At 61.4% G+C, this 23,425-nt stretch carries 24 protein-coding genes; 12 read left to right on the forward strand and 12 right to left on the reverse strand.

Features of this window, described 5'->3' with window-relative positions; translation table 11 throughout:
* The first annotated feature begins 8 nt into the window (after positions 1–8).
* Positions 9–1,580: a hypothetical protein gene (locus ABEB22_RS09800; RefSeq protein WP_406870183.1), complete on the forward strand. Its 1,572-nt coding sequence runs from the start codon at positions 9–11 to the stop codon at positions 1,578–1,580.
* Positions 1,581–1,624: 44 nt separating this feature from the next.
* Here the strand turns inward: ABEB22_RS09800 and ABEB22_RS09805 are convergent, their stop codons facing one another.
* The 6 genes from ABEB22_RS09805 to ABEB22_RS09830 form a co-directional block, all read right to left on the reverse strand.
* Positions 1,625–2,371: a hypothetical protein gene (locus tag ABEB22_RS09805; RefSeq protein ID WP_406870184.1), complete on the reverse strand. Its 747-nt coding sequence runs from the start codon at positions 2,369–2,371 to the stop codon at positions 1,625–1,627.
* 66 nt (positions 2,372–2,437) lie between these two features.
* Complete coding sequence (locus ABEB22_RS09810) at positions 2,438–2,632, reverse strand: hypothetical protein (protein ID WP_406870185.1); 195 nt, start codon at positions 2,630–2,632, stop codon at positions 2,438–2,440.
* 119 nt (positions 2,633–2,751) lie between these two features.
* Positions 2,752–4,041, reverse strand: coding sequence for a serine--tRNA ligase (serS, locus tag ABEB22_RS09815; protein WP_339113079.1), 1,290 nt, complete (start codon positions 4,039–4,041; stop codon positions 2,752–2,754).
* Between the two features lie 111 nt (positions 4,042–4,152).
* Positions 4,153–4,491: a metalloregulator ArsR/SmtB family transcription factor gene (locus ABEB22_RS09820; RefSeq protein WP_339113078.1), complete on the reverse strand. Its 339-nt coding sequence runs from the start codon at positions 4,489–4,491 to the stop codon at positions 4,153–4,155.
* A gap of 134 nt (positions 4,492–4,625) precedes the next feature.
* Positions 4,626–5,204, reverse strand: coding sequence for a TIGR02281 family clan AA aspartic protease (locus tag ABEB22_RS09825; RefSeq protein WP_339113077.1), 579 nt, complete (start codon positions 5,202–5,204; stop codon positions 4,626–4,628).
* A gap of 35 nt (positions 5,205–5,239) precedes the next feature.
* The gene (locus ABEB22_RS09830) at positions 5,240–5,878 is read right to left on the reverse strand and encodes a MarC family protein (protein WP_406870186.1); all 639 of its coding nucleotides are present in this window, start codon (positions 5,876–5,878) and stop codon (positions 5,240–5,242) included.
* Positions 5,879–6,122: 244 nt separating this feature from the next.
* Here ABEB22_RS09830 and tatA point away from each other — a divergent pair, with 244 nt between their 5' ends.
* From tatA to ABEB22_RS09850, 4 genes are all read left to right on the forward strand, one after another.
* Entirely contained in the window at positions 6,123–6,350 is a 228-nt protein-coding gene (gene tatA, locus ABEB22_RS09835; protein ID WP_339113075.1) for a twin-arginine translocase TatA/TatE family subunit, read from the forward strand.
* Between the two features lie 28 nt (positions 6,351–6,378).
* Positions 6,379–6,876, forward strand: coding sequence for a Sec-independent protein translocase protein TatB (gene tatB / locus ABEB22_RS09840; RefSeq protein ID WP_339113074.1), 498 nt, complete (start codon positions 6,379–6,381; stop codon positions 6,874–6,876).
* Positions 6,873–7,736 (forward strand): twin-arginine translocase subunit TatC, encoded by an 864-nt coding sequence (gene tatC, locus ABEB22_RS09845; RefSeq protein ID WP_406870187.1) that lies wholly within the window; start codon positions 6,873–6,875, stop codon positions 7,734–7,736. Before tatB ends, tatC begins: the two co-directional genes overlap by 4 nt.
* Before the next feature lie 299 nt (positions 7,737–8,035).
* Entirely contained in the window at positions 8,036–8,833 is a 798-nt protein-coding gene (locus ABEB22_RS09850; protein ID WP_339114526.1) for an ATP-binding protein, read from the forward strand.
* A gap of 53 nt (positions 8,834–8,886) precedes the next feature.
* On the opposite strand, the gene ABEB22_RS09855 is transcribed toward ABEB22_RS09850, so the two are convergent.
* The gene (locus tag ABEB22_RS09855; protein WP_406870188.1) at positions 8,887–9,045 is read right to left on the reverse strand and encodes a hypothetical protein; all 159 of its coding nucleotides are present in this window, start codon (positions 9,043–9,045) and stop codon (positions 8,887–8,889) included.
* A gap of 201 nt (positions 9,046–9,246) precedes the next feature.
* Entirely contained in the window at positions 9,247–11,388 is a 2,142-nt protein-coding gene (locus tag ABEB22_RS09860) for a bifunctional lysylphosphatidylglycerol flippase/synthetase MprF (protein ID WP_406870189.1), read from the reverse strand.
* 283 nt (positions 11,389–11,671) lie between these two features.
* Between ABEB22_RS09860 and purC the strand changes: the two genes are divergently transcribed.
* The 5 genes from purC (at position 11,672) to ABEB22_RS09885 (ending at position 16,714) form a co-directional block, all read left to right on the forward strand.
* The gene (purC, locus tag ABEB22_RS09865) at positions 11,672–12,433 is read left to right on the forward strand and encodes a phosphoribosylaminoimidazolesuccinocarboxamide synthase (RefSeq protein ID WP_339113070.1); all 762 of its coding nucleotides are present in this window, start codon (positions 11,672–11,674) and stop codon (positions 12,431–12,433) included.
* A gap of 121 nt (positions 12,434–12,554) precedes the next feature.
* A complete protein-coding gene (purS, locus tag ABEB22_RS09870; RefSeq protein WP_339113069.1) occupies positions 12,555–12,794 on the forward strand; it encodes a phosphoribosylformylglycinamidine synthase subunit PurS in 240 nt (79 codons plus the stop codon).
* 70 nt (positions 12,795–12,864) lie between these two features.
* Positions 12,865–13,533, forward strand: a complete 669-nt coding sequence (gene purQ, locus ABEB22_RS09875) for a phosphoribosylformylglycinamidine synthase subunit PurQ (RefSeq protein WP_339113068.1) — start codon at positions 12,865–12,867, stop codon at positions 13,531–13,533.
* Positions 13,534–13,648: 115 nt separating this feature from the next.
* Positions 13,649–15,361 (forward strand): ATP-binding protein, encoded by a 1,713-nt coding sequence (locus ABEB22_RS09880; RefSeq protein WP_406870190.1) that lies wholly within the window; start codon positions 13,649–13,651, stop codon positions 15,359–15,361.
* A 24-nt stretch (positions 15,362–15,385) separates the two neighbouring features.
* A complete protein-coding gene (locus ABEB22_RS09885) occupies positions 15,386–16,714 on the forward strand; it encodes a sigma-54 dependent transcriptional regulator (protein WP_350936848.1) in 1,329 nt (442 codons plus the stop codon).
* Positions 16,715–16,858: 144 nt separating this feature from the next.
* On the opposite strand, the gene ABEB22_RS09890 is transcribed toward ABEB22_RS09885, so the two are convergent.
* The 4 genes from ABEB22_RS09890 to ABEB22_RS09905 form a co-directional block, all read right to left on the reverse strand.
* Positions 16,859–19,486 carry a ribonuclease E/G gene (locus tag ABEB22_RS09890; protein WP_339113065.1) on the reverse strand — a complete coding sequence of 876 codons (2,628 nt, stop codon included), beginning with the start codon at positions 19,484–19,486 and terminating at the stop codon, positions 16,859–16,861.
* Positions 19,487–20,042: 556 nt separating this feature from the next.
* Complete coding sequence (gene rpsI / locus ABEB22_RS09895; protein WP_406870191.1) at positions 20,043–20,537, reverse strand: 30S ribosomal protein S9; 495 nt, start codon at positions 20,535–20,537, stop codon at positions 20,043–20,045.
* Between the two features lie 2 nt (positions 20,538–20,539).
* Positions 20,540–21,001: a 50S ribosomal protein L13 gene (gene rplM / locus ABEB22_RS09900; RefSeq protein WP_339113063.1), complete on the reverse strand. Its 462-nt coding sequence runs from the start codon at positions 20,999–21,001 to the stop codon at positions 20,540–20,542.
* Between the two features lie 187 nt (positions 21,002–21,188).
* Positions 21,189–21,947: a cytochrome c biogenesis protein CcdA gene (locus ABEB22_RS09905; protein ID WP_350936842.1), complete on the reverse strand. Its 759-nt coding sequence runs from the start codon at positions 21,945–21,947 to the stop codon at positions 21,189–21,191.
* 121 nt (positions 21,948–22,068) lie between these two features.
* Between ABEB22_RS09905 and ABEB22_RS09910 the strand changes: the two genes are divergently transcribed.
* Entirely contained in the window at positions 22,069–22,299 is a 231-nt protein-coding gene (locus tag ABEB22_RS09910; RefSeq protein WP_339113061.1) for a sulfurtransferase TusA family protein, read from the forward strand.
* Positions 22,300–22,431: 132 nt separating this feature from the next.
* Positions 22,432–23,337 carry a methyltransferase domain-containing protein gene (locus tag ABEB22_RS09915; RefSeq protein WP_339113060.1) on the forward strand — a complete coding sequence of 302 codons (906 nt, stop codon included), beginning with the start codon at positions 22,432–22,434 and terminating at the stop codon, positions 23,335–23,337.
* The last annotated feature ends 88 nt before the right edge of the window (positions 23,338–23,425 follow it).

The raw sequence follows: 23,425 nt of genomic DNA on the forward strand, positions 1-23,425 counted from the left end.
GGGACCCCATGATCAGACTATTTCTACCTGTCGGCGCCGCAATTCTGGTCGCGCCAAGTTTCGCCCAAGCGGCAACATGCAGTTTCATTTACGGCACGAACACCTCCGCCTATTGCGGGAGCGGTGTCTTTTCGGGTTTCGATCTGAGCGGCTATAGCGACACGTCGGTGCTGGTATCCGCAGCCGCGACGACGGGGGCGATTGACGCGGGCGAGGACGCCATCGTGGTCGTGAATGGCACGGTGGATGGCGGCCTGACGACAGAGGGGTATAGCTACGTCTTCACGCGCGACGGAAGCGAGATTGCGGGCGATACCGCCGTGACAATGGCGCGCGGCATCATGCACAGCTACGGCACGATTTCCGGCGGCATCTACGCATTCGATCTTGGCGGCGGAAATAGCTATGGCGGGGAAGTGTATAGCTATGGCGATGTCTCTGCGGATGTTGCAGTAACCGGTTCCGGCTATGCCGACTTTTACGGTCCGGTAACCGTCTCCGATCATCTCGCCGTAGCAGAGGAGGGAGACAGCCTTTCCGCCGTGTTTACCGATTTCACGGCATCTTCAAACCAGTCGCTCGGTGTTGTCGAGACAGGGGGGTATCTTTCGCTTTACCTCGCAAATATGGGTGGATCGAGCTATTCGGCGCCGCTGCTCACGGGGGGAGGAAACGGTAGTCTTACGATTAGCCGGAGCACGGATGTCTCCGTAACCTCGGGAGATGTCATCGACACCAATAGTTACGCAACTCTGACGCTTTATAACTCCGGTGTGAGTGCCACCAATGGCGGGATCGTCGACACGGATGGCACAGCCTATGTCTATGGCTATGATTCAAGCATGGAGAGTTCCGGCGATGCGGTCGTCGGTAATGCGGTCGCTGTGCGTGGCGACAATCTGGATATTTCCAGCGCCAATGGCACAGCGATTAAGGCGACATCTACCAGCACCGGCGCGGTCACGGTTGATGACAGTTACTATAATTCCGCAGGTTTCTCGGGAAGTATCACTGGTCAGGTTGCGATTTCGGGCGGGGCCTCCGGCATGGACAGCCTCAACTTCACGAGCGATGTGTCTATTACTGGCCTGTCCGGCACGGCTGTCGAACTGTTCGGTGGTGATGATGAGGTGACGATTGGGGCGGGCGCGACGCTTGTCGGGGATTTTTACCTCGGTGACGGGGCCGATACGCTAACGATCACCGGCACCAGTGCGACAGGGTGGCTCGATAGCATCTTCTACGGTGGCGATAGCGCCGATGATACCGATACACTCTGGTTCGAAGGCTATGCCGATGACGCCTTCACTTCGACATTCGATACCGTGAGCCTCATCATGACCTATGTCTTCGAGGACGGGTTCTCGATCATGTTCTCGGGTTTCGAGAGTATCTTGTTCGGCGTTACGACCACCGAGACCGCAGCGGGCGACAGCTATGCCATGGACCCGCTGACAGGCGCGACGACCAACCTCTCGGCCGTGCCGGTTCCTGCCGCGATGTGGCTCTTCGGCTCGGCTCTGGCGCTTCTGGGGCTTGCGCGACGCCGGCGCAGTGGTCCCGCGATGGCCGCCGCCTGACGCAGACATGGAAGGGGCTGCCTCGCGTCGGGTCGCGGCCCCCTCTACCGCCCGACGGCTTGGGCTTTGGGCAGCAGGTCGCGCCAAGCCACCGCTGCGAGTGCCAGCGCGAAGATCGATGCCGGCAGCATGACCACGCCATCGCCCCAGTTTGCCGCGATCACACCGATCAAGGCCCAGATTACGGCGACCGCGAATGTGCGCGGAGGGCGGGCAAGCAGCACGATGGCAAGGCTGATTGCGGCAACAACGCAAAGCATCAGCAGCGTCACCGTAATCTCGGAGCCGATATTATAGCCGATCAGCACAACGCCGGTGCCCACGGCGGAGGCGGCGGTGAGCCAGCCCGTATAGAGCCCGATGGGTCCAGCACAGAGGGCGGGTTGGCCGGCATCGCGTGCGCGCATCATTGCCCAGAGCGCGAGCGCCCACATAAGCCAGATCTGCAGCGTTGCCAGCCACGGCATGGATGTCGCAACGACCAGCCAGCTGGCACCTAATCCGGTGGAGAGCAGGAGCGGAAGCCGCGTACGGTCCCACCCCGCATCATCTTTATGGCGCAAAAGCCCCCAAAGGGCATGGGCCACGAGCCAGAGATAGATCAGCGACCAGATGGAGAAAGCCCATCCGGCGGGCTGGATCGCGGGAGCGTCGACCGGATTGGGGAATTGTGTCGGGTCATACCCTTTGAACGAGGGCGACCAGATCGGAGAGACGACAAAGGCCACAACCGCCACGAGAACCAGAACGGCTTTCAGACGGAATGACGGCGGGGAGGAGGGGCGGACCATGTGCGGTTGTCCTAAACGGCTTCTAACAGGGCTTAACGCGCCCGATCCGCGACGGGTTCCCGCTCCTCAGACGAAACCGAGATGATCGAGCGCCGCGCGGGCGTCTGGGCGGCTTTCGTAAGCGGCCTCGTTCAGCGCATGCACCAGTGTCGTCAGCTTGCGGTCCTGCCGCAGCTGCCAGATGAATTCGGCCACCGCCTGGTTGTCGAGCGCGCAAATCTTGCGCGCGGTGGCTTGGATGTCGAGAAACGTCCGGTCCATCAGGGCACTCCCTTGGCTTTGACTGGCCCCGAGATTAACACAAAATGCAGAACGCTCCCATGATCCATGTCATGGGAGCGCAGAGATTTCATATAACTGTCATGCGGATGTCGTGACGCTTAAACGAGACGCCCGTCGACAAGCATCGTTTTGCCACCCAGATAGGGATGCAAGACCTCGGGGAGAACCACCGAGCCATCCTCGCGCTGGCCGTTTTCCAGCACGGCAATCAGGCACCGGCCCACCGCCAGACCCGATCCGTTCAGCGTGGCCATGAATTCCGGCTTGCCGCCATCTGCGGGCTTGAAGCGGCCATTCATCCGGCGGGCCTGGAACTGGCCGCAGGTGGAAACAGAGGAGATCTCTCGATAGGTGTCCTGACCGGGCAGCCAGACCTCGAGGTCATAGGTCTTCTGCGCACCAAAGCCGATATCGCCGGTGCACAGGATGATGCGGCGGTAGGGCAGGTTCAGCCCTTCGAGCACGGCCTCGGCACATTTCACCATACGCTCGTGTTCTTCGATGGCTTTTTCGGGATGGCATATGGTCACCATCTCGACCTTCTCGAACTGGTGCTGGCGCAGCATGCCCGAGGTGTCCTTACCAGCCGAGCCTGCCTCGGAGCGGAAGCAGTTGGTATGGGCCACATAGCGGCGCGGCAGGGTGGATTCGTCCCAGACCTCACCGCTGGCGAAATTGGTCAGCGTGACCTCTGCGGTGGGGATCAGCCACCAGCCATTGGTCGTCTGGTAGCTGTCTTCCGAGAATTTCGGCAGCTGGCCGGTGCCCAGCATCGCCTCGTCACGCACCAGAACGGGGGTGATGTTTTCGACAAGATCATGGCTGTCGACATGCAGGTCGAGCATATATTGCGCCAAGGCGCGGTGCACACGGGCCACACCGCCACGCAGCGCCACAAAGCGCGAGCCGGAGAGTTTGGCCGCGGTTTCAAAGTCCATATTGGTGCCAACGCCCGCCAGCTCGAAATGCTCTTTCGGCTTGAAGCTGAAGCTCGGAACCTCGCCCCACTTATGGATCTCGACGTTATCATCCTCATCCGCGCCTTCAGGCACCTCGTCAAGCACGAGATTGGGGATGGTCAGCAGCAGATCGCGCAGCTCGGCATCTTTTGCACCGGCTTCGGTCTGCATGGCGGCCACTTCGGCCTTTTTCTCGGCCACAAGCCCGCGCAGACGCTCGAATTCTGCGTCATCACCAGCGGCTTTGGCGGCACCGACCTTCTTGGAGGCGGCGTTCTGCTCGGCTTTGGCTTCCTCGGCGGTCTGGATTGCACGGCGGCGGGCTTCATCGATCGAGAGGATCGTGGCCGACATCGGCTCCAGCCCGCGGCGTGCCAGAGCGGCATCGAAGGTTTCGGGGTTTTCACGGATCGCGCGAATATCGTGCATGACGGTCCTCTAAATCGCTGTGATTGCGTCACAGGCTTTATCCCTATTTGGTCATAGGGAAAAGATCACGATCGTGCTCAATGCAGGTGCGTGACCGGAAAACACGCCCCGTCAGACGCAGAACAACTCGTACATGGTGGTCAGCAGACGTTTTACCCGTTCGTCGCGGATCGAATAATAGACGGTCTTGCCATCGCGGCGGGTCGAGACCAGCCCGTCCTGACGCAGACGCGCCAGTTGCTGGCTAACGGCGGCCTGACGGGCATTCAATAGCACCTCCAGGTCGCTGACCGAGCGTTCGCCTGCGGTCAGGTGGCACAGGATCATCAGGCGCCCCTCATGGGACAGCGCCTTGAGAAGACATGCAGCCTCGCGCGCGCGATGGGTCATCTCCTCGGGCGACAGGGTTGTCACTTCATCATTTTGCGCCACATCCGAGGCCGGAACCATTGTAGCGATCCTTTCGTGTTTGGTGGCTGGCATCCTGCCAGATCGGGCCGCTGCACAAATACATGGCCGGAAGAAGATTCATCAGATAATATGTTTTAATATAATGTTTATTTCGTTTGATCGCAAATAAAGCCTTAGCGCTCAAGGATAAGCTTATCACGATTGAACTCGATGCGCGCGAATTTGCTCAAATAGGTCATTCCGAGCAACGATCCGTCCATTTCGCCCCCATTAATGCTGGCTGGGACGTCGGTGTCATGGATCGGCCCCACTTCGATGCTGTCGAGCCGGACGGAAGCGGTTCGAATCACTCCATTGGCAGTGCTGGCACGGCCGATGAAGGCAAGCCGGTCGGGGTCGATGCCGACCTTGCGGGCATCCGCGAGCGACAGCACGATATTGGTGGCCCCCGTATCCACGACGAAGCGCACCGGCGTGCCGTTGATTTTGGCGACGAGGTAGAAATGGCCGTCAGCGGATTTGGGGACCTCGATCCGGTTCTCGCCCACGATCTCCTGTGCGGGAAGTACCGTTTTGCGGATGTCGCTCCACAGTCCCATCGCGGCAAGAAGCCCCAGCAGGAGCAGGGCCCAGACCGCCAGTTGCTGGAGCCTGCGCGAGAGGTTGCGGCGGAAATCGAACATGACATAGCCGCCAACCACCGTCAGCAGAAGGATCAGATAGACAAATTGACCGATATCGTCGCCTGTCATCGTATGTCCGCTATCCAGAAATCGGAAACAATGCGCTAGAGCACGCCGGTGACGCCTGCACGGTGCAGGCCGTCGAGGATGAACTGGATGGCAAGCGCGGCAAGCAGCATGCCCAGAAGCCGCGTGACCACCATCACGCCCGTCCGGCCAAGAAGCCGCTCCACCGGCGCGGCGATGGCGAAAAGCGCCATTACACAGGCCAGCACGGCCAGCATCACGCCCAGAATGGCGAGGATATGCAACGTGCTGCCATCGCCTTGCCCCATCAGCAGGATCATCGACGCCATAGCGCCGGGTCCGGCGATTAGCGGTGTGGCAAGCGGGAAGACCGAGGGGTCATCATGATCGGGGTCCTGCACATGCTCCTCGCCCTGTCCCTCGCGGCGTTTGGTGCGGCGTTCAAACAGCATGTCGAGCGCGGTCAGGAACAGCAAGACACCGCCCGCAATGCGAAAAGCGGGCATGGAAATGCCGATTCCATCGAGAATATTCTGTCCGAACAGGCCGAATAGGGTCAGCAACCCCGCGCCGATGGTTACGGCCCGAAACCCGATGCTCCGGCGCTTGGCCGCGGGCACGCCGCTGGTCAATGCGATGAAGACGGGCGCCAGACCGATCGGGTCGATCACGACGAAAAGCGTCACGAAAGCGGTAAGATAGTCGGTGGCTGGCATCTGATCCCCGAAAATTCAACTTACACTGTTTGTGCCATAGCCGGTCTTTTGGGGCCAGTGTCGATTCCGTCGGAGCGAAAAATGGTTGCCTAGATATTGGGCGAATCCGGAGCTGTTGCTTAAAATTCATGTCAACTGGCACGATTGGGGGGTTGATTGCGGGGCCCGAGGCCATAAACGTTGTCTCCGATTTGGTCTGAGCCGCAAAGCCTTGTGTGCTCCGGCCGCGCGTGTGGAGTAGACTATGCTGAACAATATCGGCCTTCCGGGCCTTCTTCTGATCGCTGTTGTGGTTCTCGTCCTGTTCGGACGCGGCAAGATCTCGTCGCTGATGGGCGAAGTCGGCAAGGGGATCACGGCCTTCAAGAAAGGCGTGAAGGACAGCTCGAACGAGATCGAGGATGCCAGCAACGAGCCCTCGAAAACTGACGCTCGTGACGTGACCCCCGAGGACAAGAAAGACAAGGTCTGAGCTGCGAGCCAGCGGCTGGAGGCCCTGAATGTTTGATATCGGTTGGAGCGAACTTCTGGTCATCGGCGTGGTCGCATTGATCGTCGTCGGGCCGAAGGATTTGCCTGTAATGTTTCGGACCCTTGGCCGTTTGACGGGTAAGGCCAAAGCCATGGCGCGCGAATTTTCGCGGGCGATGGAGGATGCGGCCGATCAGGCCGGCATCGCCGAGACAACAAAAGAGCTCAAGGGGATGACCTCGAAAAAGGCGCTTGGCCTTGATGCTCTGGAACGTGCCACGGACAAGTTCGAAAAGTGGCAGCCTTCGATGCCCAAAAAGGCCGAGAAGGTCGAAAAGACCAGCGCCCCTGTTGCCCAGCCCGATCCCAATCTCGAGAGCCCCGATCCCGCAAGCACGGCAAGTGATGTCGCGCCCCACGAGATCGAGGACGAGCCGGATCTGCCGGTCACCGTCTCCGAGGCCGAGGCTCCGGAGCCCGTCACCAGGGCGGCAAGCGCTGACGAGAAAAGAAAAGAGACGCCATGAGCGCCGAGGATGATATTGAAGATAGCGCCGCGCCGCTGATCGAGCATCTTGCCGAGCTGCGCACCCGTATCCTGTATTCACTGGCCGCTTTCATCGTTGCGATGGTGGCCTGCTACACGGTCTGGAACCCGATTTTCAACTTCCTGACCCACCCGATCTGCGGCGCGCTTGCCGATCGCGGGCAGGAATGCGGGCTGTATCTCATCAAGCTGCAGGAAGGTTTCTTTGTTGCGGTGACGATCTCCTTCATGGGCGGTTTCGCACTGTCCTTCCCGGTGATCGCCTATCAGATGTGGCGGTTTGTTGCGCCTGGCCTCTACAAGACCGAAAAGAATGCCTTTTTGCCCTTCCTGATCGCTTCGCCGGTGATGTTCTTCCTCGGTGCGGCCTTTGCCTATTACGTCATTCTTCCGCTGGCCTTCCAGTTCTTCCTGGGGTTCCAGCAGGGCAACTTCACGCCGGAGGGCAAGGCGGCCAATGACATGGCGGCCATCGGTTTCCAGGGTTCGGTGCAGGAATATCTCTCGCTGACCGTGAAATTCGTCATGGCCTTCGGAATCTGTTTCCAGCTGCCTGTGCTTTTGTCGCTGATGGGAAAGGCGGGGCTGGTTTCGGCTGCAGGGCTTGCCAGTGTGCGCAAATATGCGGTGGTCGCGATCCTGATCGTTGCCGCCATTGCCACACCGCCGGATGTGATCTCGCAGGTGATCCTTTTCGTGGTAGTCTATGGGCTCTATGAGGTGTCGATCTTCCTAGTGCGGCGGATCGAACGGAACCGCGAAGCGCGGATGCGGGCCGATGGCACATGGGTCGAGGAAGACGAGGAAGACGATGGGGACGACGAGACCAGATCGTCCTGACCGTCCGACACGATGAATGACGAGGCCCCGGAGATGCTCTGCATGTCCGGGGCCGATTTCGAAGGAGGAGCCCGATGCATCGCCAAGATCTGAAACACGAGCTGGCACGGCGCAATCTGACCAATCAGGATCTGGGGACGGCCACGGGGCTGCGCGAGGATGTCCTTGTGCAGTTTCTTGATGGTCAGCGGCCACTCGGCGACGCGGAGGAGGGCCGGATTCTGGACTATCTTGCCACTGTCTCGCCCCGCGTCAGTCGCACTGACGCACTGGGGCGGATCGCCGATGCGCTGGAGCGGATGTCGCCCGCGCCGATGCCCGCGCCCGATTTTACCGCGGCCACCGCCTTTGCATGGCGCACGGCGCCGGACCGGCTGGATCCGGTGGCCCAGGTGAATGGCGTGGCCTTCGAGCTGTTGCAGGGGATCGAACGCTCGCGCGACACGCTTCTGGCCAATACGCTGCAATTTGCCCGCGGTGGGGCCGCCAATAACGCGCTGCTCTGGGGCGCGCGGGGGATGGGGAAATCCTCGCTCGTGAAGGCGGCGCATGCGCAGGCTGTGGCGCAGGGGCTGCCGCTGAAGCTGGTGGAACTGTCGCGCGATGATCTGCCATCTGTCGGGCGGCTGCTGGCGCATCTCCGCGCGGCGCCGGATGTCCGCTTCATCCTGTTCTGCGATGATCTGTCCTTCGATCACGATGACCGCCATTACAAATCGCTGAAGGCCATTCTCGATGGCGGGATCGAAGGGCGGCCTGCCAATGTCATCCTCTACGCCACATCGAACCGTCGCCATCTGATGCCGCGCGATATGATCGAGAACGAGCGCTCGACAGCGATCAATCCGGGTGAGGCGGTGGAGGAAAAGGTTTCGCTTTCTGACCGGTTCGGCCTCTGGCTGGGCTTCCATCCCTGTTCGCAGGATGATTATCTCAAGATGATCCGTGCCTACTGCGATACCTACGGGATCGAGATTTCCGACGAGATGCTCCGTGCCGAAGCGATCGAATGGCAGGCCACGCGCGGGTCGCGCTCGGGGCGCGTTGCATGGCAGTTCGTCACCGATCTTGCCGGTCGTCAGGGTCTAGCGATCTGAGGATTACGCGGGGTCCGGTCCTTGCGGCCCCGCGGAAGCCGATATGCCGATGTCTACTCGACCCGCTCCATCATGCGCGCAACCCCCACACAGCATAAAAGCGCGAGCGCAAGGGCGGGCGCCGGCACCCCGAGCGAGACTGCCAGACAAAGCGCGACCCCTGCTGCAGTAATGACAGCGACGAGGAATAAGAGAAAGGTCGGCAACGGCATGATAATCTCCTTACTTTCCTATTATGGGGCGGCGAAGAATTAAGAAAAGATCTTCCCTCTTCCGGAAACCGTGAAAACCATCACATCCTTGCGACATCTGCCTGTTGATTATGCAGGCCTGTGAAAGCGCGGGCAGTTTGGCGGTTGCGATACGTCCGGCCCTGTCAGAGCCGAAGACTCGCAGGAGGCCCTACCGCGAGTCTAATGTTCTCCGCCGCGATCGGTGATCTCATGTGTCCACACGCCCGATCCATCCGGATCGCGCGCCGGTCGGAGGGCGGGCGGTTTGCGGATGATACGGGCGATATCCGCACAGGCCAGCGCAAGTGCCGAAGCCGAGGGGGCTGCGACATAGAGCGTGGTGAGATGCGGAGCAAAACCCATCTTGAACTGGCGTAGCCCCGCCGCGCCATGACCCCTCTCGGCGCGCCGCCAGATCATGGCGGCGGGTCCCTCGATCTGGTCGGGACGGGGAGGAAGAGCCGCAAGCGAGAGCCGTGGACAACCCGTCTCACGGGCGGCCGCGATGGCGGTGACGATGAGCTGGTGCATCGTGCCATCGGGGGCGTCATCACTGGTGCGCATCAGATCCAGCGCCCATTCATGATCATTGGCATGGAAACTGGCAAATCCCACGAGCCGTCCATCGAACCATGCCAGAACAACCTCGTGCTCGCTGACATAATCGGGGGTGAAACGGCCCATGGAAAAGCCTCTCTCGCCGCCGCGTGCGGTGGTCCATTCGGCGGCGACCTCGGACATCTGCGCCATCGGCATCTGGGTCATGCAATGCTCGCAGGTGAGGCCCGCCTTGGCCGCCTTGCGCAGCTTGCGCCGCAGTCCCGACATGGCGGGGGCGTCAAGCGTGAACCGGTCGGGCCGGATCCAGCATTCCTGTGCCACCGGCACCACCGACCAGCCAAGCCTGCGCGCCTCGAGTGCGGTGCGTGCATGGACCTTGTAGAGGCAGGCCAGACGGCCCTGCGCGCGTGCCTCGATCCGCAGCGCGCGAAGCATCTCGCGCAGGTCCGTCTCCCCCACCGGGTCGCGCATTCCCACAAGCGCCTGCTGCGTCTGTCCGACCATCCAGCCCGAGCGCATATTCTCGCCCAGCAGCACGAAATGCTCACCCTGGCGCAAGATACCGAATTCGGCATGGGGGCTCAGGCGGGCGAGCTCCGCGATTCGGGGAGTATATTCAGGCGCGGCAGGCACGAGACGGCCACGCGGCGGAATGTGCCGCACAGGCGCCCCCAGTGCCAGTACCGCCAGCGCCAGCGCGGCAGGCGCGCCGTAATAGACGGCCCGCCATGCAACGATCGCGGCCAGAAGCGGAGCCTGTTCGGCGCCCGGCAGAAGCATGAGCAGCGTGACCTCGAACGGCCCGACGCCGCCCGGTGTGCCGGAAATGAACCCTGCACCCAGCGCCAGCAGGAAGGCAGGATAGAGCGCGATCAGCGGGTGGACGGTATCGGGAGGCATCAGCACCCAAAGCGCTAGCGCAGCGAAGGCGGTATCGGCGATGGTAAGCCACAGGATGCGTCCCATGACCGGCAAGCTTGGCAGGCGCGGCTGCCATTTGCCGATTTTGACCACCGGATTCCATAGAGCGAGGGCCGCGACCGCGCCGCCTAAGAGAAGCCCCAAAAGGGCGAAACCCTGAAGTGCGAAGATCGGCAGGCCCGGCAGCTGCACGGGGGTGACGATCACGACCATCGCCGTGACGACGGCCCACCCCGCCAGAAAGGTCGCGGCTACCATGGCGGTCAGTTTGGAGGCCTCGATCATCGAGAAACCGGGTAACATGCGCCAGCGCACGAGCGCGCCCGAAATCAGGCCGAAGCCCACGGTCTGCGAGATGGCGATGGACACCCAGCCTGCGCGTTTGCTCTGGCCCTCGTTCTGGCCCGTATCCATGATCTTGTGGATCAGGGCATCGTAATTGGCCAGTGCGGCAAACGAGGCCAGCGTCGCCAGTGCGGCGCCCAGCCATTGCCATGCCGAGACCTGCCCGAGAGAGGCGAGAATCGCGGCATAATCGAGCCCCGTGACACGGTCGCGCAGGATCCACGCAAAGCAGGCCAGCATGACGATAGCCGCAATCTGGCGCCGGATCGCCTTGCCCCATGCCAACGACTGGGTTCTGGGCGCGATCTGTTGCGGGTCATCGGCAAGGTGCTCCGCCCCTTCGTAATCCAGAAGGCGCGCCGTTTCGGCTATGATCTCGGCTTTCGGGGGGCTCTGTGCAGGCAGAACCGCCTCGCGCGCCGTGGTCGCGGGCCGCTCCGGCCAGGCCTTTGCTCGGGCTGCATCGTCTCCGGTAACCTTGCCGTAATGCCGCATCACATTCTCCGTCCATGTCTTGCCGGCAAGATTAGGCACAATGCCCTTACACGAGCTTAATAATCCTGAGCAGAGCATTCGACAGGCAGGCGGAGGTTGTGCCGGTTTGCCGTGCGACAGACCGCAAACCCTGCGAAATGCCTTGTCGGGAACCTTTGGACTGCGTTGCAGGCTTGCGGGGAAAGAGGGCTTGGCCTATAGGGGCGGGAAAGGGCATGATTGGCCCGACTGTCCGATCGGCGCGCATGGGGCGTGCCCGGGTCATCATCCGAGTGGAGAGCACATGGCACCCCGGCGCAAGAAGATTTACGAAGGTAAAGCGAAGATCCTGTTCGAAGGCCCGGAGCCGGGTACCTTGGTGCAGTATTTCAAGGACGATGCCACGGCATTCAACGCGCAGAAGAAGGACGTGATCGACGGTAAGGGCGTGCTCAACAACCGCCTGTCCGAATTCTTCATGAACGGTCTGACCAATGTCGGTATCCCGAACCACTTCATTCGCCGTCTGAACATGCGCGAGCAGCTGATCCGTCAGGTCGAGGTTGTGCCGCTTGAAGTCATCGTGCGCAACTTCGCCGCAGGCTCCATCGCGAAGCGTCTGGGTCTGGAAGAGGGCACGCCGCTGCCGCGTCCGATCGTGGAATACAGCTACAAGAACGACGCGCTCGGCGATCCGCTGGTTCCGGAAGAATACATCGTGGCCTTCGGCTGGGCGAGTCAGCAGGATCTCGACGACATCGTGGCGCTGGCGCTGCGCGTGAACGACTTCCTGTCGGGCATTTTCTTTGGCGTGGGCATCAAGCTGGTCGACTTCAAGATCGAGATCGGCCGCATCTGGGAAGGCGATTTCATGCGCCTTATCGTGGCTGACGAGATCAGCCCCGACAGCTGCCGCCTTTGGGATGTGAAAACCGGCCAGAAGCTCGACAAGGACGTGTTCCGCCGCGATCTGGGCAGCCTGACAGACGCCTATAGCGAAGTGGCCAAACGTCTTGGCGTGCTGCCCGAGCAGGGCAATGGCGCAGCGCCGACGCTGATCAATTGACCAAACCGCGGTCTTGTCCTTGTGGGCGGGACCGACACAAATTGAACAGGGACCGGCAGGCCCGGTCCCGACAGACCAAAAGGCAGCGCGCTGCCCTCAAGACTTGCAGAGGATGACACCGATGAAAGCCCGCGTTCACGTGATGCTCAAGGATGGGGTTCTGGACCCGCAAGGTGAAGCTGTTCGCCACGCGCTTGGCGCGCTCGGTTTTGCGGGCGTCGAAGGCGTCCGTCAGGGCAAGGTGATCGAGCTTGATCTGAACGCCGCCGACAAGGCCGCTGCCGAAGCCGAAGTGCAGGCCATGTGCGAGAAGCTTCTGGCCAATACCGTGATCGAGCAATACACGGTCGAAATCGTCTGAGACGAGATCGGGGAGAGCGCAGCGCTCTCCTCCGCAATGTTTAGCGCAGCTGGAAGACAGGAGCCCCGCCATGAAGGCAGCCGTCATCACCTTTCCCGGGTCGAATTGCGACCGTGATCTGATCGTCGGTTTCGAGAAAGCCGGTGCCGAGGTCATTCGTGTCTGGCACAAAGAAACCGAATTGCCGGCAGGGGTGGACGTCGTGGGCGTCCCCGGCGGGTTCTCCTATGGCGATTATCTGCGCTGTGGCGCGATCGCCGCTCAATCGCCGATCGGGCGTGCGCTGGTGGAGTATGCGGGCAAGGGCGGCTATGTCATCGGCATCTGCAACGGTTTCCAGGTCTTGACCGAGATGCGCCTTCTGCCGGGTGCTTTGATGCGCAATGGCGGGCTGAAATACATCTCGAAGCCGGTGCCGCTGGTGGTCTCCACCCAGGAGAGCGCCTTTACGGCGGGCTATTCCAAAGGTCAGGAGATCCTGATTCCGATCGCCCATCATGACGGCAATTACCAGATCGACGCCGAAGGGCTGAAGGCGCTGCAGGGCGAGGACCGTGTGGCCTTCCGCTATGGCGCCAATCCCAATGGATCGGTTGATGATATTGCCGGTGTCCTGTCCGAAAACCGCCGCGTGCTGGGGATGATGCCGCACCCCGAGCGGGCCGTGGATGCCAATCATGGCGGAACCGACGGGGCGGCGCTTTTCCGCTCTCTGCTGGACGGCCTCGTCACCGCGTGAAGCTTTGACACTTGTTGCGCCTTGGGCCATCGCCTAAATTTGGCCCATGGCGAGCACCTTGACCCTCGAGACAAGACCTGCGCCCCGCGATCGGACACGACGCGGGCGTATTCTTGTGCGCTTGGCAGTTCTGGGCATTCTGTGCCTTGCTGCCGGGGCCATGTGGTTCACCAATGCGTGGCTTACCCAGCGTTTTACCGAGACGACCCGCGTGCGCACAGAGCTGCGCCTGGCGCTCTATTCAGGGAACCTGATCTCGGAATTGCAGCGTATGTCGATCGTGCCGCTGCTGCTGGCGCGCGATCCGGCGCTGACGCGCTCGCTCTCGAGCGGTGATTTCTCGGAGACCTCGGCGGCTCTGATCTCCGCTCGCGATGACGTCTCGGCCGCCTCGGTGCGGCTTCTGGATCTGTCGGGGCGGGTGGTCGCGGCCACCAACCGAAACCTGATCGGCACGAGCTATGCCTCGGCGCCCTTCTTCGTGGAGGCGCAACGCTCGCGCGATACGGTCTTCACCACCGATTCCATGGAGAGCACCGGCACCGAGTTCAACTATTCGCGGCTCCTTACTGCCAATGGCACCCCCTTGGGCGTGATCGTGGTCGAGGCGGATCTCGCGAAATTCGAGCGGGCCTGGGCCGGGATTTCGGATGCGGTGGCCGTCACCAATAATGATAACAAGATTATCCTGACGACCGAACCCCGTTGGCGCGGATTGACGATGGCCGAGGCGCTGGAGGCGCGGGATGCGCCCACCGCCATCCAGCGCGCGCTGCAGGCCACCGCCGATTTTGCCAATGAACCGCCAGATGCCTATCTGGGCGGTGCGGGGGTGATGCAGACCGATACCCGCATCCCGTTCCGCGGCTGGAAGATGATCGCTTTCACCTCTTATGATTCGGTCCGCGAGCGGGTGAATGCTGTGCTGGCGCTCGAGATCATGGGCTTTGCCATTTTCCTCGCGCTGGCTTTTTACTGGCTCTCGCGCAGGGCGCGGATGCAGTCTCTGGCGCTGCGACAGGAATCGAAGGAACTGCGCGCGCTCAATGCTCGCCTGACACGCGAGATCGCCGAACGCGAGAAGGCGCAGAAGGAACTCGCCGTGGCCGAGCAGACACTGGCACAGAGCTCCAAACTGGCGGCTCTGGGCGAGATGTCGGCCTCGGTCAGTCACGAGTTGAACCAGCCGCTGGCCGCGATGAAGACCTATCTGGCGGGCGCGCGGCTCCTGCTGCAGCGCAAGCGTGGCGAGGAGGCGATGACCAGCTTCCAGCGGATCGACGATCTGATCGACCGGATGGGCGCGATCACCCGCCAGCTGAAATCCTATGCCCGCAAGGGCGGGACGGCCTTCGAGCCGGTGGATCTGCGCGACGCGGTCTCGTCGGCGCTTTCGATGATGGAGCCGCAGCTGAAATCACGCACGGTGCAGATTACGCGCACGCTACCGCGCAATGCAGTCATGGTCACCGCCGACCGGATACGGCTGGAGCAGGTGATCATCAACCTCCTGCGCAACGCATTGGATGCCACGAAGTCAACTCCCGAACCGCAGATCGAGATCCTGCTCTCCGACGGGGCGCAGGCGGTTCTCACGGTGCGTGATAACGGGCCGGGGATCGCGGATCTCGAGAAACTCTTCGAGCCTTTCTGGACGACGAAGAAGCCTGGAGAGGGAACCGGATTGGGGCTGGCGATTTCGTCTTCGATCGCCAGCGACCTTGGCGGCCGTCTAACGGCCCGGAATGCCGAAGCGGGGGGCGCCGTATTCGAATTGCGCCTGCCTTTGCTTTCGGATGAAACAATAACAGATGAAGAGCGTGCTTGACCTGAACGCGCCACGGAGAACGATATGTCACGAATGATGAAGATTGCGATTGTCGATGATGAAGAAGACATGCGCCAATCCGTCAGCCAATGGCTCGCGCTGTCCGGCTTTGACACGGTCAGCTATGACTGCGCCGAGGCCGCGCTGAAGGAAATCGGGGCAGATTGGCCCGGTGTGGTGATCTCCGATATCCGGATGCCGGGAATGGACGGCATGGAATTCCTCAAGCGTCTGATGGGCGTGGATAGCGGTCTGCCGGTGATCATGATCACCGGCCACGGCGATGTGCCGATGGCCGTGGAGGCGATGCGCTTGGGCGCGATGGACTTCCTCGAGAAACCCTTCGATCCGGACCGGATGAACGAACTGGCCAAGCGCGCGACCCAAGCACGCCGCCAGACGCTCGAGAACCGTGCGATCCGCAAGGATCTGGCCAATGGCGAGCAGATGATCGGCAAGCTGATCGGCACGTCCGAGCCGATGGAGCGTCTGCGCGAGGATATTCTGGATCTGAGCCAAGCCGATGGCCATGTGCTGATCGATGGCGAGACCGGCACCGGCAAGACGCTGGTGGCCCATGCGCTCCATGCCACGGGCTCGCGCGCGGGCAAGGCGATGGTGACGGTCTCCTGCGCGGCCTATTCCGAGGAAGATCTTGCGTCGATGCTATTCGGCCCCGTCGAAAGCGGCCTGCCGCTGGTGGAGAAGGCCCGTGGTGGCACGCTCTGCCTCGAGGATATCGAGGCGCTGTCACAATCACTGCAAGCGCGCCTTCTGACCTTCATCTCCGATCAGGGGGTGCCTGCCGAGACACGGATCGTGGCGATCTGTAACCAGCATGGCGAGGGGATGACGCTTGAGGATGTGCTGCGTCCCGATCTCTATTTCCGTCTGGCCGCGCTGAAGATCACGTTGCCGCCGCTGCGCAACCGTGGCGAGGATGTGCTGACCATCTTCGCGCGTCTGGCCGAGCAGTTCGCCGATGAATATGGCTGCGACACGCCCGAGCTGACGGCACAGGAAGCTGCCCAGCTTCTGCAGGCGCCGTGGCCGGGCAATGTGCGCCAGCTGATCAATGTGGCCGAGCGTGCCGTGCTGCAGTCTCGTAGGGGGTCGGGCTCGATCGCCTCGCTTCTGATGACCGATGACAATGACAGCTCGATTCCGGCCATCACCACCGAGGGCAAGCCGCTCAAGGAATATGTCGAGAATTTCGAGAAGATGCTCATCGATAATACGATGCGCCGCCATAAGGGCTCGATTGCCAGCGTGATGGACGAGCTGTGCCTACCGCGCCGGACGCTGAACGAGAAGATGGCCAAATACGGGTTGGCCCGTCAGGACTACCTCTGACCCCGTTCGGGCAAGGACTTTTCGACTGGCAAAAAGGCGGGGGCTACCCCGCCTTTTTTAATATCGGGTGGTTGCAGGCGCGGGACCCGAATGATGCACGCACCGGATAGGAAAGAGGCCGGGACTGAGCCCGGCCTCCGTAAGTTAATTTCCTGCGTTCCACCAGCCGCGACGCTTGGGAGCGGTGGGCGCGTCGGGCTGATCTTCCGCCATTGCCGGTTCGGGTGCAGGCTCCGGCGTGGTCTCGGCTTGCGCGACCGGCGCGGCAGGCGCGGCGATCTCGGCCAGCCCCTCATCAGCTGAAGCCTCGGCAACGGGCTCGGCGGCAGGTTGCTCGGCGGGCGCGGGCGCGGCCTCTGCGACGGGCGCCTCTTCTGCCTGAACAGGCGCGTTCTCCACCGTATTCGCCGATGCCTCTGATGCGGCCTCGGTCTCGTCTTTGCGCGAGCGGCTCCGGCTCCGCGAGCGAGTGCGCTTCGGCTTGGGTGAATCTTCCGGTGCAGTCTCTTCAGCCGGTTGCTCCGCTGCCTCTTCCGCCTTTTGAGGCTCGGCATCCGCTTCGGCATCGGTGTCCGCATCCGATTTCGAGCGGCGGCGCGAGCGGGAACGCGAACGTTTCGGTTTGGAGGCCTCTTCGGTGTCTACCGTCTCGTCTTCCGCGCTCTCTTCGGAGAGGTCGTCCGCATCCTCGGCGCTCTCGTCATCCGACTCACCCTCGATACCGTTCTGCTCACCGTTGGACTTCCGGCGGCGACGACGGCGGCGTTTCTTTTTCTTCGGGCCTTCTTCGCTGGTCGTATCGCTCGGAGTGTCTGTCAGGGTCTCCGGTGCGTCCTCGTCTTCCGCATCCGCCGTTTCCGCGTCGATGGCGGCGTCGAACTCCTCGAGCTCGGTCATGAATTCGGCACTGGCATGGACCACATTCGAGGTCACTTCCGCCACCACACGCGTGGCCGTCTTGAACTTCTCGAGCGTGTAATCGGGCGAGACAAGCGCCGGATCCGCCTCGATACGCACAGACAGACCATAGCGGCTCTCAATCAGCGCGATATGCTCTCGCTTCTGGTTGATCAAGAAGTTGGCCACGGCGACCGGCACACGCACCAGCACCTCGCGGGCGCGTTTGCGGGTGGCTTCTTCCTCGATTGCGCGCAGGACCTGCAGCGCCATACTGTCATCCGAGCGGATGAGGCCCGTGCCGTGGCAATGCGAGCAGGGCTGCGTCGTGGATTCGATCATCCCCGGGCGCAGACGCTGGCGCGACATTTCCATCAGGCCAAAGCCCGAGATACGGCCCACCTGGATGCGGGCGCGGTCGGTCTTGAGCTTGTCTTTCATCCGCTTTTCGACGGCGGTGTTGTTCTTGCGCTCGTCCATATCGATGAAGTCGATGACGATCAGACCGGCAAGGTCGCGCAGGCGCACCTGACGGGCGACCTCTTCCGCGGCCTCGAGATTGGTCTTGAGCGCAGTCTCCTCGATCGAGCCTTCTTTGGTGGCACGGCCAGAGTTGACGTCGATGGCCACGAGGGCCTCGGTCACGCCGATCACCAGATAACCGCCGGATTTCAGCTGCACTACGGGGTTGAACATCGAGGCCAGATAGCCCTCGACCTGATAGCGCGCGAAAAGCGGCAGCGCCTCGGCATAGTGCTTCACGTTCTTCGCATGCGAGGGCATGATCATCCGCATGAAGTCTTTGGCCGCACGGTAGCCGCGCTCGCCCTCGACCAGAACCTCGTCGATATCCTTGGAGTAGAGATCGCGGATCGAGCGTTTGATCAGATCGCCTTCCTCATAGATGGGGGCAGGGGCGACCGATTTCATCGTCAGTTCGCGGATCTGCTGCCACATGCGGATAAGGTATTCGTAATCGCGGCGGATCTCGGTCTTGGTGCGCTGAGCGCCGGCCGTGCGGATGATGAGGCCCGCGCCCTGCGGAACTGACAGTTCCGAGGCGATTTCCTTGAGTTTCTTGCGGTCGGGTGCATTAGTGATCTTGCGCGAGATGCCGCCACCACGCGCGGTGTTGGGCATCAGAACGCAGTAACGGCCTGCAAGCGAGAGATAGGTGGTCAGGGCCGCGCCTTTGTTTCCGCGCTCTTCCTTGACGACCTGGACCAGCATGATCTGGCGGACCTTGATGACTTCCTGAATCTTGAAGCGGCGTGCGCGGGGCTTGCGCGGACGGCGGATCTCTTCGGTTACATCTTCTTCGGCAACCGACTCGATATCGTCATCGCTCTCGGAGGCGTTATCGTCATCCTGATCATCCGAGAGATCGTCAAGCGAGCCCTGATCCTCGTGCTGGTCGTCCTCGTCGGTCGGATCGGCAACACCCATGCCCGGAATGTCTTCCGAACGCAGAGTTTCATCTGCGGCAGCGGCTTCGGCCTGAGCTGCGGGGCTGTCATCCTTGCGGGAAGAGCGGCGACGGCGGCGCGAACGCTGTGGTTTGTCCTCTTCCTCGTCATCGGATTGCGCCATGGCCTGTTCTTCGGCCAGGAGCGCCTCGCGGTCAGCGGAGGGAATCTGGTAGTAATCGGGGTGGATCTCGGCGAATGCGAGGAATCCGTGGCGGTTTCCGCCGTAATCAACGAACGCTGCCTGAAGCGAGGGCTCGACCCGCGTCACTTTCGCGAGGTAGATATTTCCCGCGAGTTGGCGCTTGTTTATCGTCTCGAAATCGAATTCCTCGACTTTATTCCCGTCCACAACCACCACGCGGGTTTCTTCCGCGTGCGTGGCATCGATCAGCATCTTCTTTGCCATTTATCCTGCTTTCCCACAGAGGCACCCGCACGCGGCATAAGCCGGGCGGGCGGGGTCTGTGGTCTGTTTTTGGGGCGTGAGCGCGAGGTGCCAGAGGGAAGGCGGCGGCGTTTGGCCTGCCCGACATCTTCCTTGGTCTATCCACTCGCGTCATCGCGTTTCATCCTAAAAGCGGGGTAGGACCCTAAGATCTGCCCCCAAACTGTTGCCGTTCTTCCCATGAGCGGGTTGCCCGGCGTGGCTACGGCCTTGCGGCCAATCGGTTGATCCTGGACGGGGCCGCGCGAGTGCCGCGCAGACCTTCCGACCGGAAGTCAGCGAAATCCGTGGGTGTGGGTCACATCGCGTGACGATACACCAACATAATTACGACAATAGACGTTGCCTTGTGGAAAACACAATCTGTTTTTCGTCAACGAATGGTTAACAAAGGTTTATCGGAAGGTCAGGCGGCCTAAAATTACGCTCTTTGTGAGAAATATGACCGTGTGGGTCCGGACATAAGAAAAGGGCCTGCGCGGCGGCAGGCCCTTTCCGGAAAGTATTGTCGCGAAGATTAGCGCTTCGAGAACTGGAACGAACGGCGTGCTTTGCGCTTACCGAACTTCTTACGTTCAACAACGCGCGAGTCGCGGGTCAGGAAGCCTGCGGCTTTCAGCGCCGGGCGCAGAGCGGGTTCGTATACCTGAAGGGCTTTCGAGATACCGTGCTTCACGGCACCTGCTTGACCCGACAGACCGCCGCCAACAACAGTCGCGTAGACGTCGAATTCGCCTTCCACGCCTGCGATGCCGAAAGGCTGGTTCACGATCAGCTGCAGAACGGGGCGAGCGAAGTATTCCTTCATCTCTTTGCCGTTCACGGTGACCTTGCCGGTGCCCGGCTTGACCCACACGCGTGCAACTGCGTCTTTACGCTTACCGGTCGCGTAGGAGCGGCCTTGCGCATCACGGACGGGCTCGCGGTGGATCGAAACAGTGGTTTCGCCAGCATTTTCAACGCCCGATACGGCCGACTTCAGATCGTCGAGGGATTTGAGTTCTTCAGCCATGATCAGCTCCGGGTGTTCTTTTTGTTCAGCGACTTGACGTCGAGAACTTCGGGCGACTGTGCTTCATGCGGGTGCGCGGCACCGGCATAGACGCGCAGGTTCGACATCTGGGCGCGGCCCAGACGGTTACGCGAGATCATACGCTCGACGGCTTTGATCACGACGCGCTCGGGGTGGTTGCCCTCGAGGATCTGGCGCGCGGTGCGCGACTTGATCCCGCCCGGGTGGTTGGTGTGCCAGTAGTAGGTCTTGTCTTCGCGCTTCTTGCCAGTCATCTGCACCTTGTCGGCGTTGATGATGATGACATTGTCGCCCATGTCCATGTGCGGCGTGAAGGTGGCTTTGTGCTTGCCACGCAGACGCATTGCGACGATCGACGCGAGGCGGCCCAGAACGACGCCTTCAGCGTCGATCAGGATCCACTTCTTTTCGATCTCCGCCGGTTTTGCGGTATAGGTGTTCATAAGATCGTCCCTTGACGGGTTGTGAATTCAGATTGGGGGCTTTTCCACGATCTTCAGATTAAAAGCAAGCCCATTGATTGCTATAAAAGCCAGATAAAACAAAGTCTTACAATTTAGGTATTAAAATACCCCAATATTTGACGGGTTATTCGGGGGCAGGCCGTAGAATCCATATGATCGGGGGAGGTCAGCCGATCACCGCGAGGAAGGGGAAGGTGTCGAGCAGCCAGAAGCTGAAATCGGTGAACTGGCCGGTCAGCATCATCAGACCGACGGTCCATAGAAGAAGCCCCGAGATCTTCTCGATCCGGCCCATATGCCGTTTCATCCAGCGCATCACTCCCTGAAGCTTGGGAAAGAAGGCGGCGACCAGCAGGAAGGGAATGCCCAGACCCACCGCATAGGCAGCCAGCAACCCGGCCCCGCGTGTTACATCGCTGCCGGAGGCTGCCACGCTGAGGATCGCCCCGAGGATCGGGCCGAGGCAGGGGGTCCACCCGAACGCAAAGGCAAGCCCCAGCACATAGGCCCCCAGTGCCGAGCCACCCGTATCGCCGGTGTTGAAACGTGCCTCGCGATCCATGAACCCGATGCGGAATACGCCGATAAAATGCGCGCCAAAGACCATCACGATGATGGCTGCGCCTTTCGTGAGCCATTCCTGGTAGGGACCAAGCGCGCGACCGACCGCAGAGGCCGAAATACCCATGAGCAGGAATACCGTCGACAATCCCAGAACAAAGAACACCGCCGCCAGCAGCACCTTGCCGCGCGCGCTCGATTGGCCGCCCTGCATATCCGAGACCGATACTCCGCCCATGAAGGCCAGATAAGGTGGGACGATCGGCAGCACGCAGGGGCTGAGGAAGGACAAAACTCCTGCCAGCACCGCAACAAGCAGGGCAGGGAGGAAGGCGGCATCAAGGACAAGCTGTGCATCTAACATGCAAGACCGCATACATTAGATTTCTGTGTCGGTCACTTCTCTTATCGGCGACGGTCACGAAGATGTTCACGCGGATAAAAGAGCGGTAGACAACCCTCGCCTACATCCCCATCTTCGCGGCATGGATGATGATACGACATGGATCGATGCCAAGGGGCTTTTGTGCCCGCTGCCGGTGCTGCGGTTGCGTAAGGTTCTCGAGGGGCTACCCTCGGGGGCCGTGGCGCTTCTGGAAGCAACCGATGGCGCCTCATGGGTGGATGTTCCACATTTCTGCGCGCAAACGGGCCATGAGATGATCCGCGCAGAGGAGAGGGGCGAGGTGCTCACCTATCTCGTGCGGCGCAAGTAAGCGCGTCTCTCTGGTGGCACATATTTTCTTGACTTGTCCTACGGGTCGAATAAAGCGCGCTGACGGAGAATTGGCTCCGTCTCAAGGCGTTTTACCGACATGATTCCCTTTGCGATGACGTCAGGCGATCTCTTGGCAGATCGCCGTGCCGATTATGCCGAATCCTATCTTCCCGATGATCCTCAAGCGGCAGCCGAGCTTTACGAGCAGGCGCTTGAGCGAGCGCCCGGCTGGGTGGCGGGATGGTTCCGGTTGGGCGAGATCCGTGCCGATGCGGGGCTGCCACAGGCGCAGCAGGCATTCGAGCAGGTTCTGGAACTCGATCCGGCGGATACGCTTGGCGCCAGTCTGAAGCTCGACCTGCTGATGCCACGCTCGCTCTCCAACGCGATGCCGGTCGCTTTTGTCGAGGCACTGTTCGACCAATATGCGGCGGGTTTCGAGGAATCGCTTGTCGAGAAGCTCGAATACCGCGCGCCGGAGCTGATCGCGGCAGGTCTTGCGGGCACTTATAGCCGTGGGCTCGATCTGGGCTGCGGCACGGGGCTTATGGGGCTGGCGCTTGCGGATCGTGTCGAGTGGCTGGAAGGCTGGGATATCTCGTCAGAGATGCTGCGCGAGGCCGAAGCCAAAGGGTGCTATCAGGTGCTTGAAAAGCGCGATCTGGGGACACTCGCGCCGGTGCGGGATGCGTGGGATCTGGTCACGGCAGCCGATGTCTTTGCCTATCTTGGCGCGCTCGAGCAGATCATCGGTTGGTGTTCGGGGGCGATTCGCGAGGATGGGCGGCTGGCGTTTACCGTCGAGTGCCATGATGGCGCCGAAGCCTATCTGCTGCGCCCATCGCGCCGCTATGCCCATTCCGAGGCGCATCTGGCAGAGCTGTTGGAACTTGCGGGATTTGATGCGGTGATCGAAAAGGACTGGCTGCGTCTTGATCGCGGCATGCCGATCGAGGGGCTGGTGGTGCAGGCGCGGCGCCGTGCCAAGGCCGCCGAACGCTACGTGACCGAGGAAGACCGGCCCGCGCTCGCCTGATATCCGGCCACGAGCGCCGCTCCCGCGCCCGGCTGAAGCGGTGGGCAGAGCAACGGGCAGAGCAACCGGCAGAGCTCTGGGCGCGGCG

This window comes from Thioclava sp. 'Guangxiensis', assembly GCF_045348365.1.
Lineage (GTDB): Bacteria > Pseudomonadota > Alphaproteobacteria > Rhodobacterales > Rhodobacteraceae > Thioclava > Thioclava kandeliae.

Coding starts and splice junctions, on each gene's coding strand:
- tatA (WP_339113075.1), top strand. CDS start 6,123: ATGCTGAACAATATCGGCCTTCCGGGCCTTCTTCTGATCGCTGTTGTG.
- tatC (WP_406870187.1), top strand. CDS start 6,873: ATGAGCGCCGAGGATGATATTGAAGATAGCGCCGCGCCGCTGATCGAG.
- ABEB22_RS09855 (WP_406870188.1), bottom strand. CDS start 9,045: ATGCCGTTGCCGACCTTTCTCTTATTCCTCGTCGCTGTCATTACTGCA.
- ABEB22_RS09890 (WP_339113065.1), bottom strand. CDS start 19,486: ATGGCAAAGAAGATGCTGATCGATGCCACGCACGCGGAAGAAACCCGC.
- ABEB22_RS09850 (WP_339114526.1), top strand. CDS start 8,036: ATGTCGCCCGCGCCGATGCCCGCGCCCGATTTTACCGCGGCCACCGCC.
- ABEB22_RS09820 (WP_339113078.1), bottom strand. CDS start 4,491: ATGGTTCCGGCCTCGGATGTGGCGCAAAATGATGAAGTGACAACCCTG.
- ABEB22_RS09905 (WP_350936842.1), bottom strand. CDS start 21,947: ATGTTAGATGCACAGCTTGTCCTTGATGCCGCCTTCCTCCCTGCCCTG.
- ABEB22_RS09800 (WP_406870183.1), top strand. CDS start 9: ATGATCAGACTATTTCTACCTGTCGGCGCCGCAATTCTGGTCGCGCCA.
- purC (WP_339113070.1), top strand. CDS start 11,672: ATGGCACCCCGGCGCAAGAAGATTTACGAAGGTAAAGCGAAGATCCTG.
- ABEB22_RS09885 (WP_350936848.1), top strand. CDS start 15,386: ATGTCACGAATGATGAAGATTGCGATTGTCGATGATGAAGAAGACATG.
- rplM (WP_339113063.1), bottom strand. CDS start 21,001: ATGAACACCTATACCGCAAAACCGGCGGAGATCGAAAAGAAGTGGATC.
- ABEB22_RS09910 (WP_339113061.1), top strand. CDS start 22,069: ATGGATGATGATACGACATGGATCGATGCCAAGGGGCTTTTGTGCCCG.
- ABEB22_RS09810 (WP_406870185.1), bottom strand. CDS start 2,632: ATGGACCGGACGTTTCTCGACATCCAAGCCACCGCGCGCAAGATTTGC.
- purS (WP_339113069.1), top strand. CDS start 12,555: ATGAAAGCCCGCGTTCACGTGATGCTCAAGGATGGGGTTCTGGACCCG.
- ABEB22_RS09825 (WP_339113077.1), bottom strand. CDS start 5,204: ATGACAGGCGACGATATCGGTCAATTTGTCTATCTGATCCTTCTGCTG.
- serS (WP_339113079.1), bottom strand. CDS start 4,041: ATGCACGATATTCGCGCGATCCGTGAAAACCCCGAAACCTTCGATGCC.
- ABEB22_RS09860 (WP_406870189.1), bottom strand. CDS start 11,388: ATGCGGCATTACGGCAAGGTTACCGGAGACGATGCAGCCCGAGCAAAG.
- ABEB22_RS09830 (WP_406870186.1), bottom strand. CDS start 5,878: ATGCCAGCCACCGACTATCTTACCGCTTTCGTGACGCTTTTCGTCGTG.
- tatB (WP_339113074.1), top strand. CDS start 6,379: ATGTTTGATATCGGTTGGAGCGAACTTCTGGTCATCGGCGTGGTCGCA.
- rpsI (WP_406870191.1), bottom strand. CDS start 20,537: ATGGCTGAAGAACTCAAATCCCTCGACGATCTGAAGTCGGCCGTATCG.
- ABEB22_RS09805 (WP_406870184.1), bottom strand. CDS start 2,371: ATGGTCCGCCCCTCCTCCCCGCCGTCATTCCGTCTGAAAGCCGTTCTG.
- purQ (WP_339113068.1), top strand. CDS start 12,865: ATGAAGGCAGCCGTCATCACCTTTCCCGGGTCGAATTGCGACCGTGAT.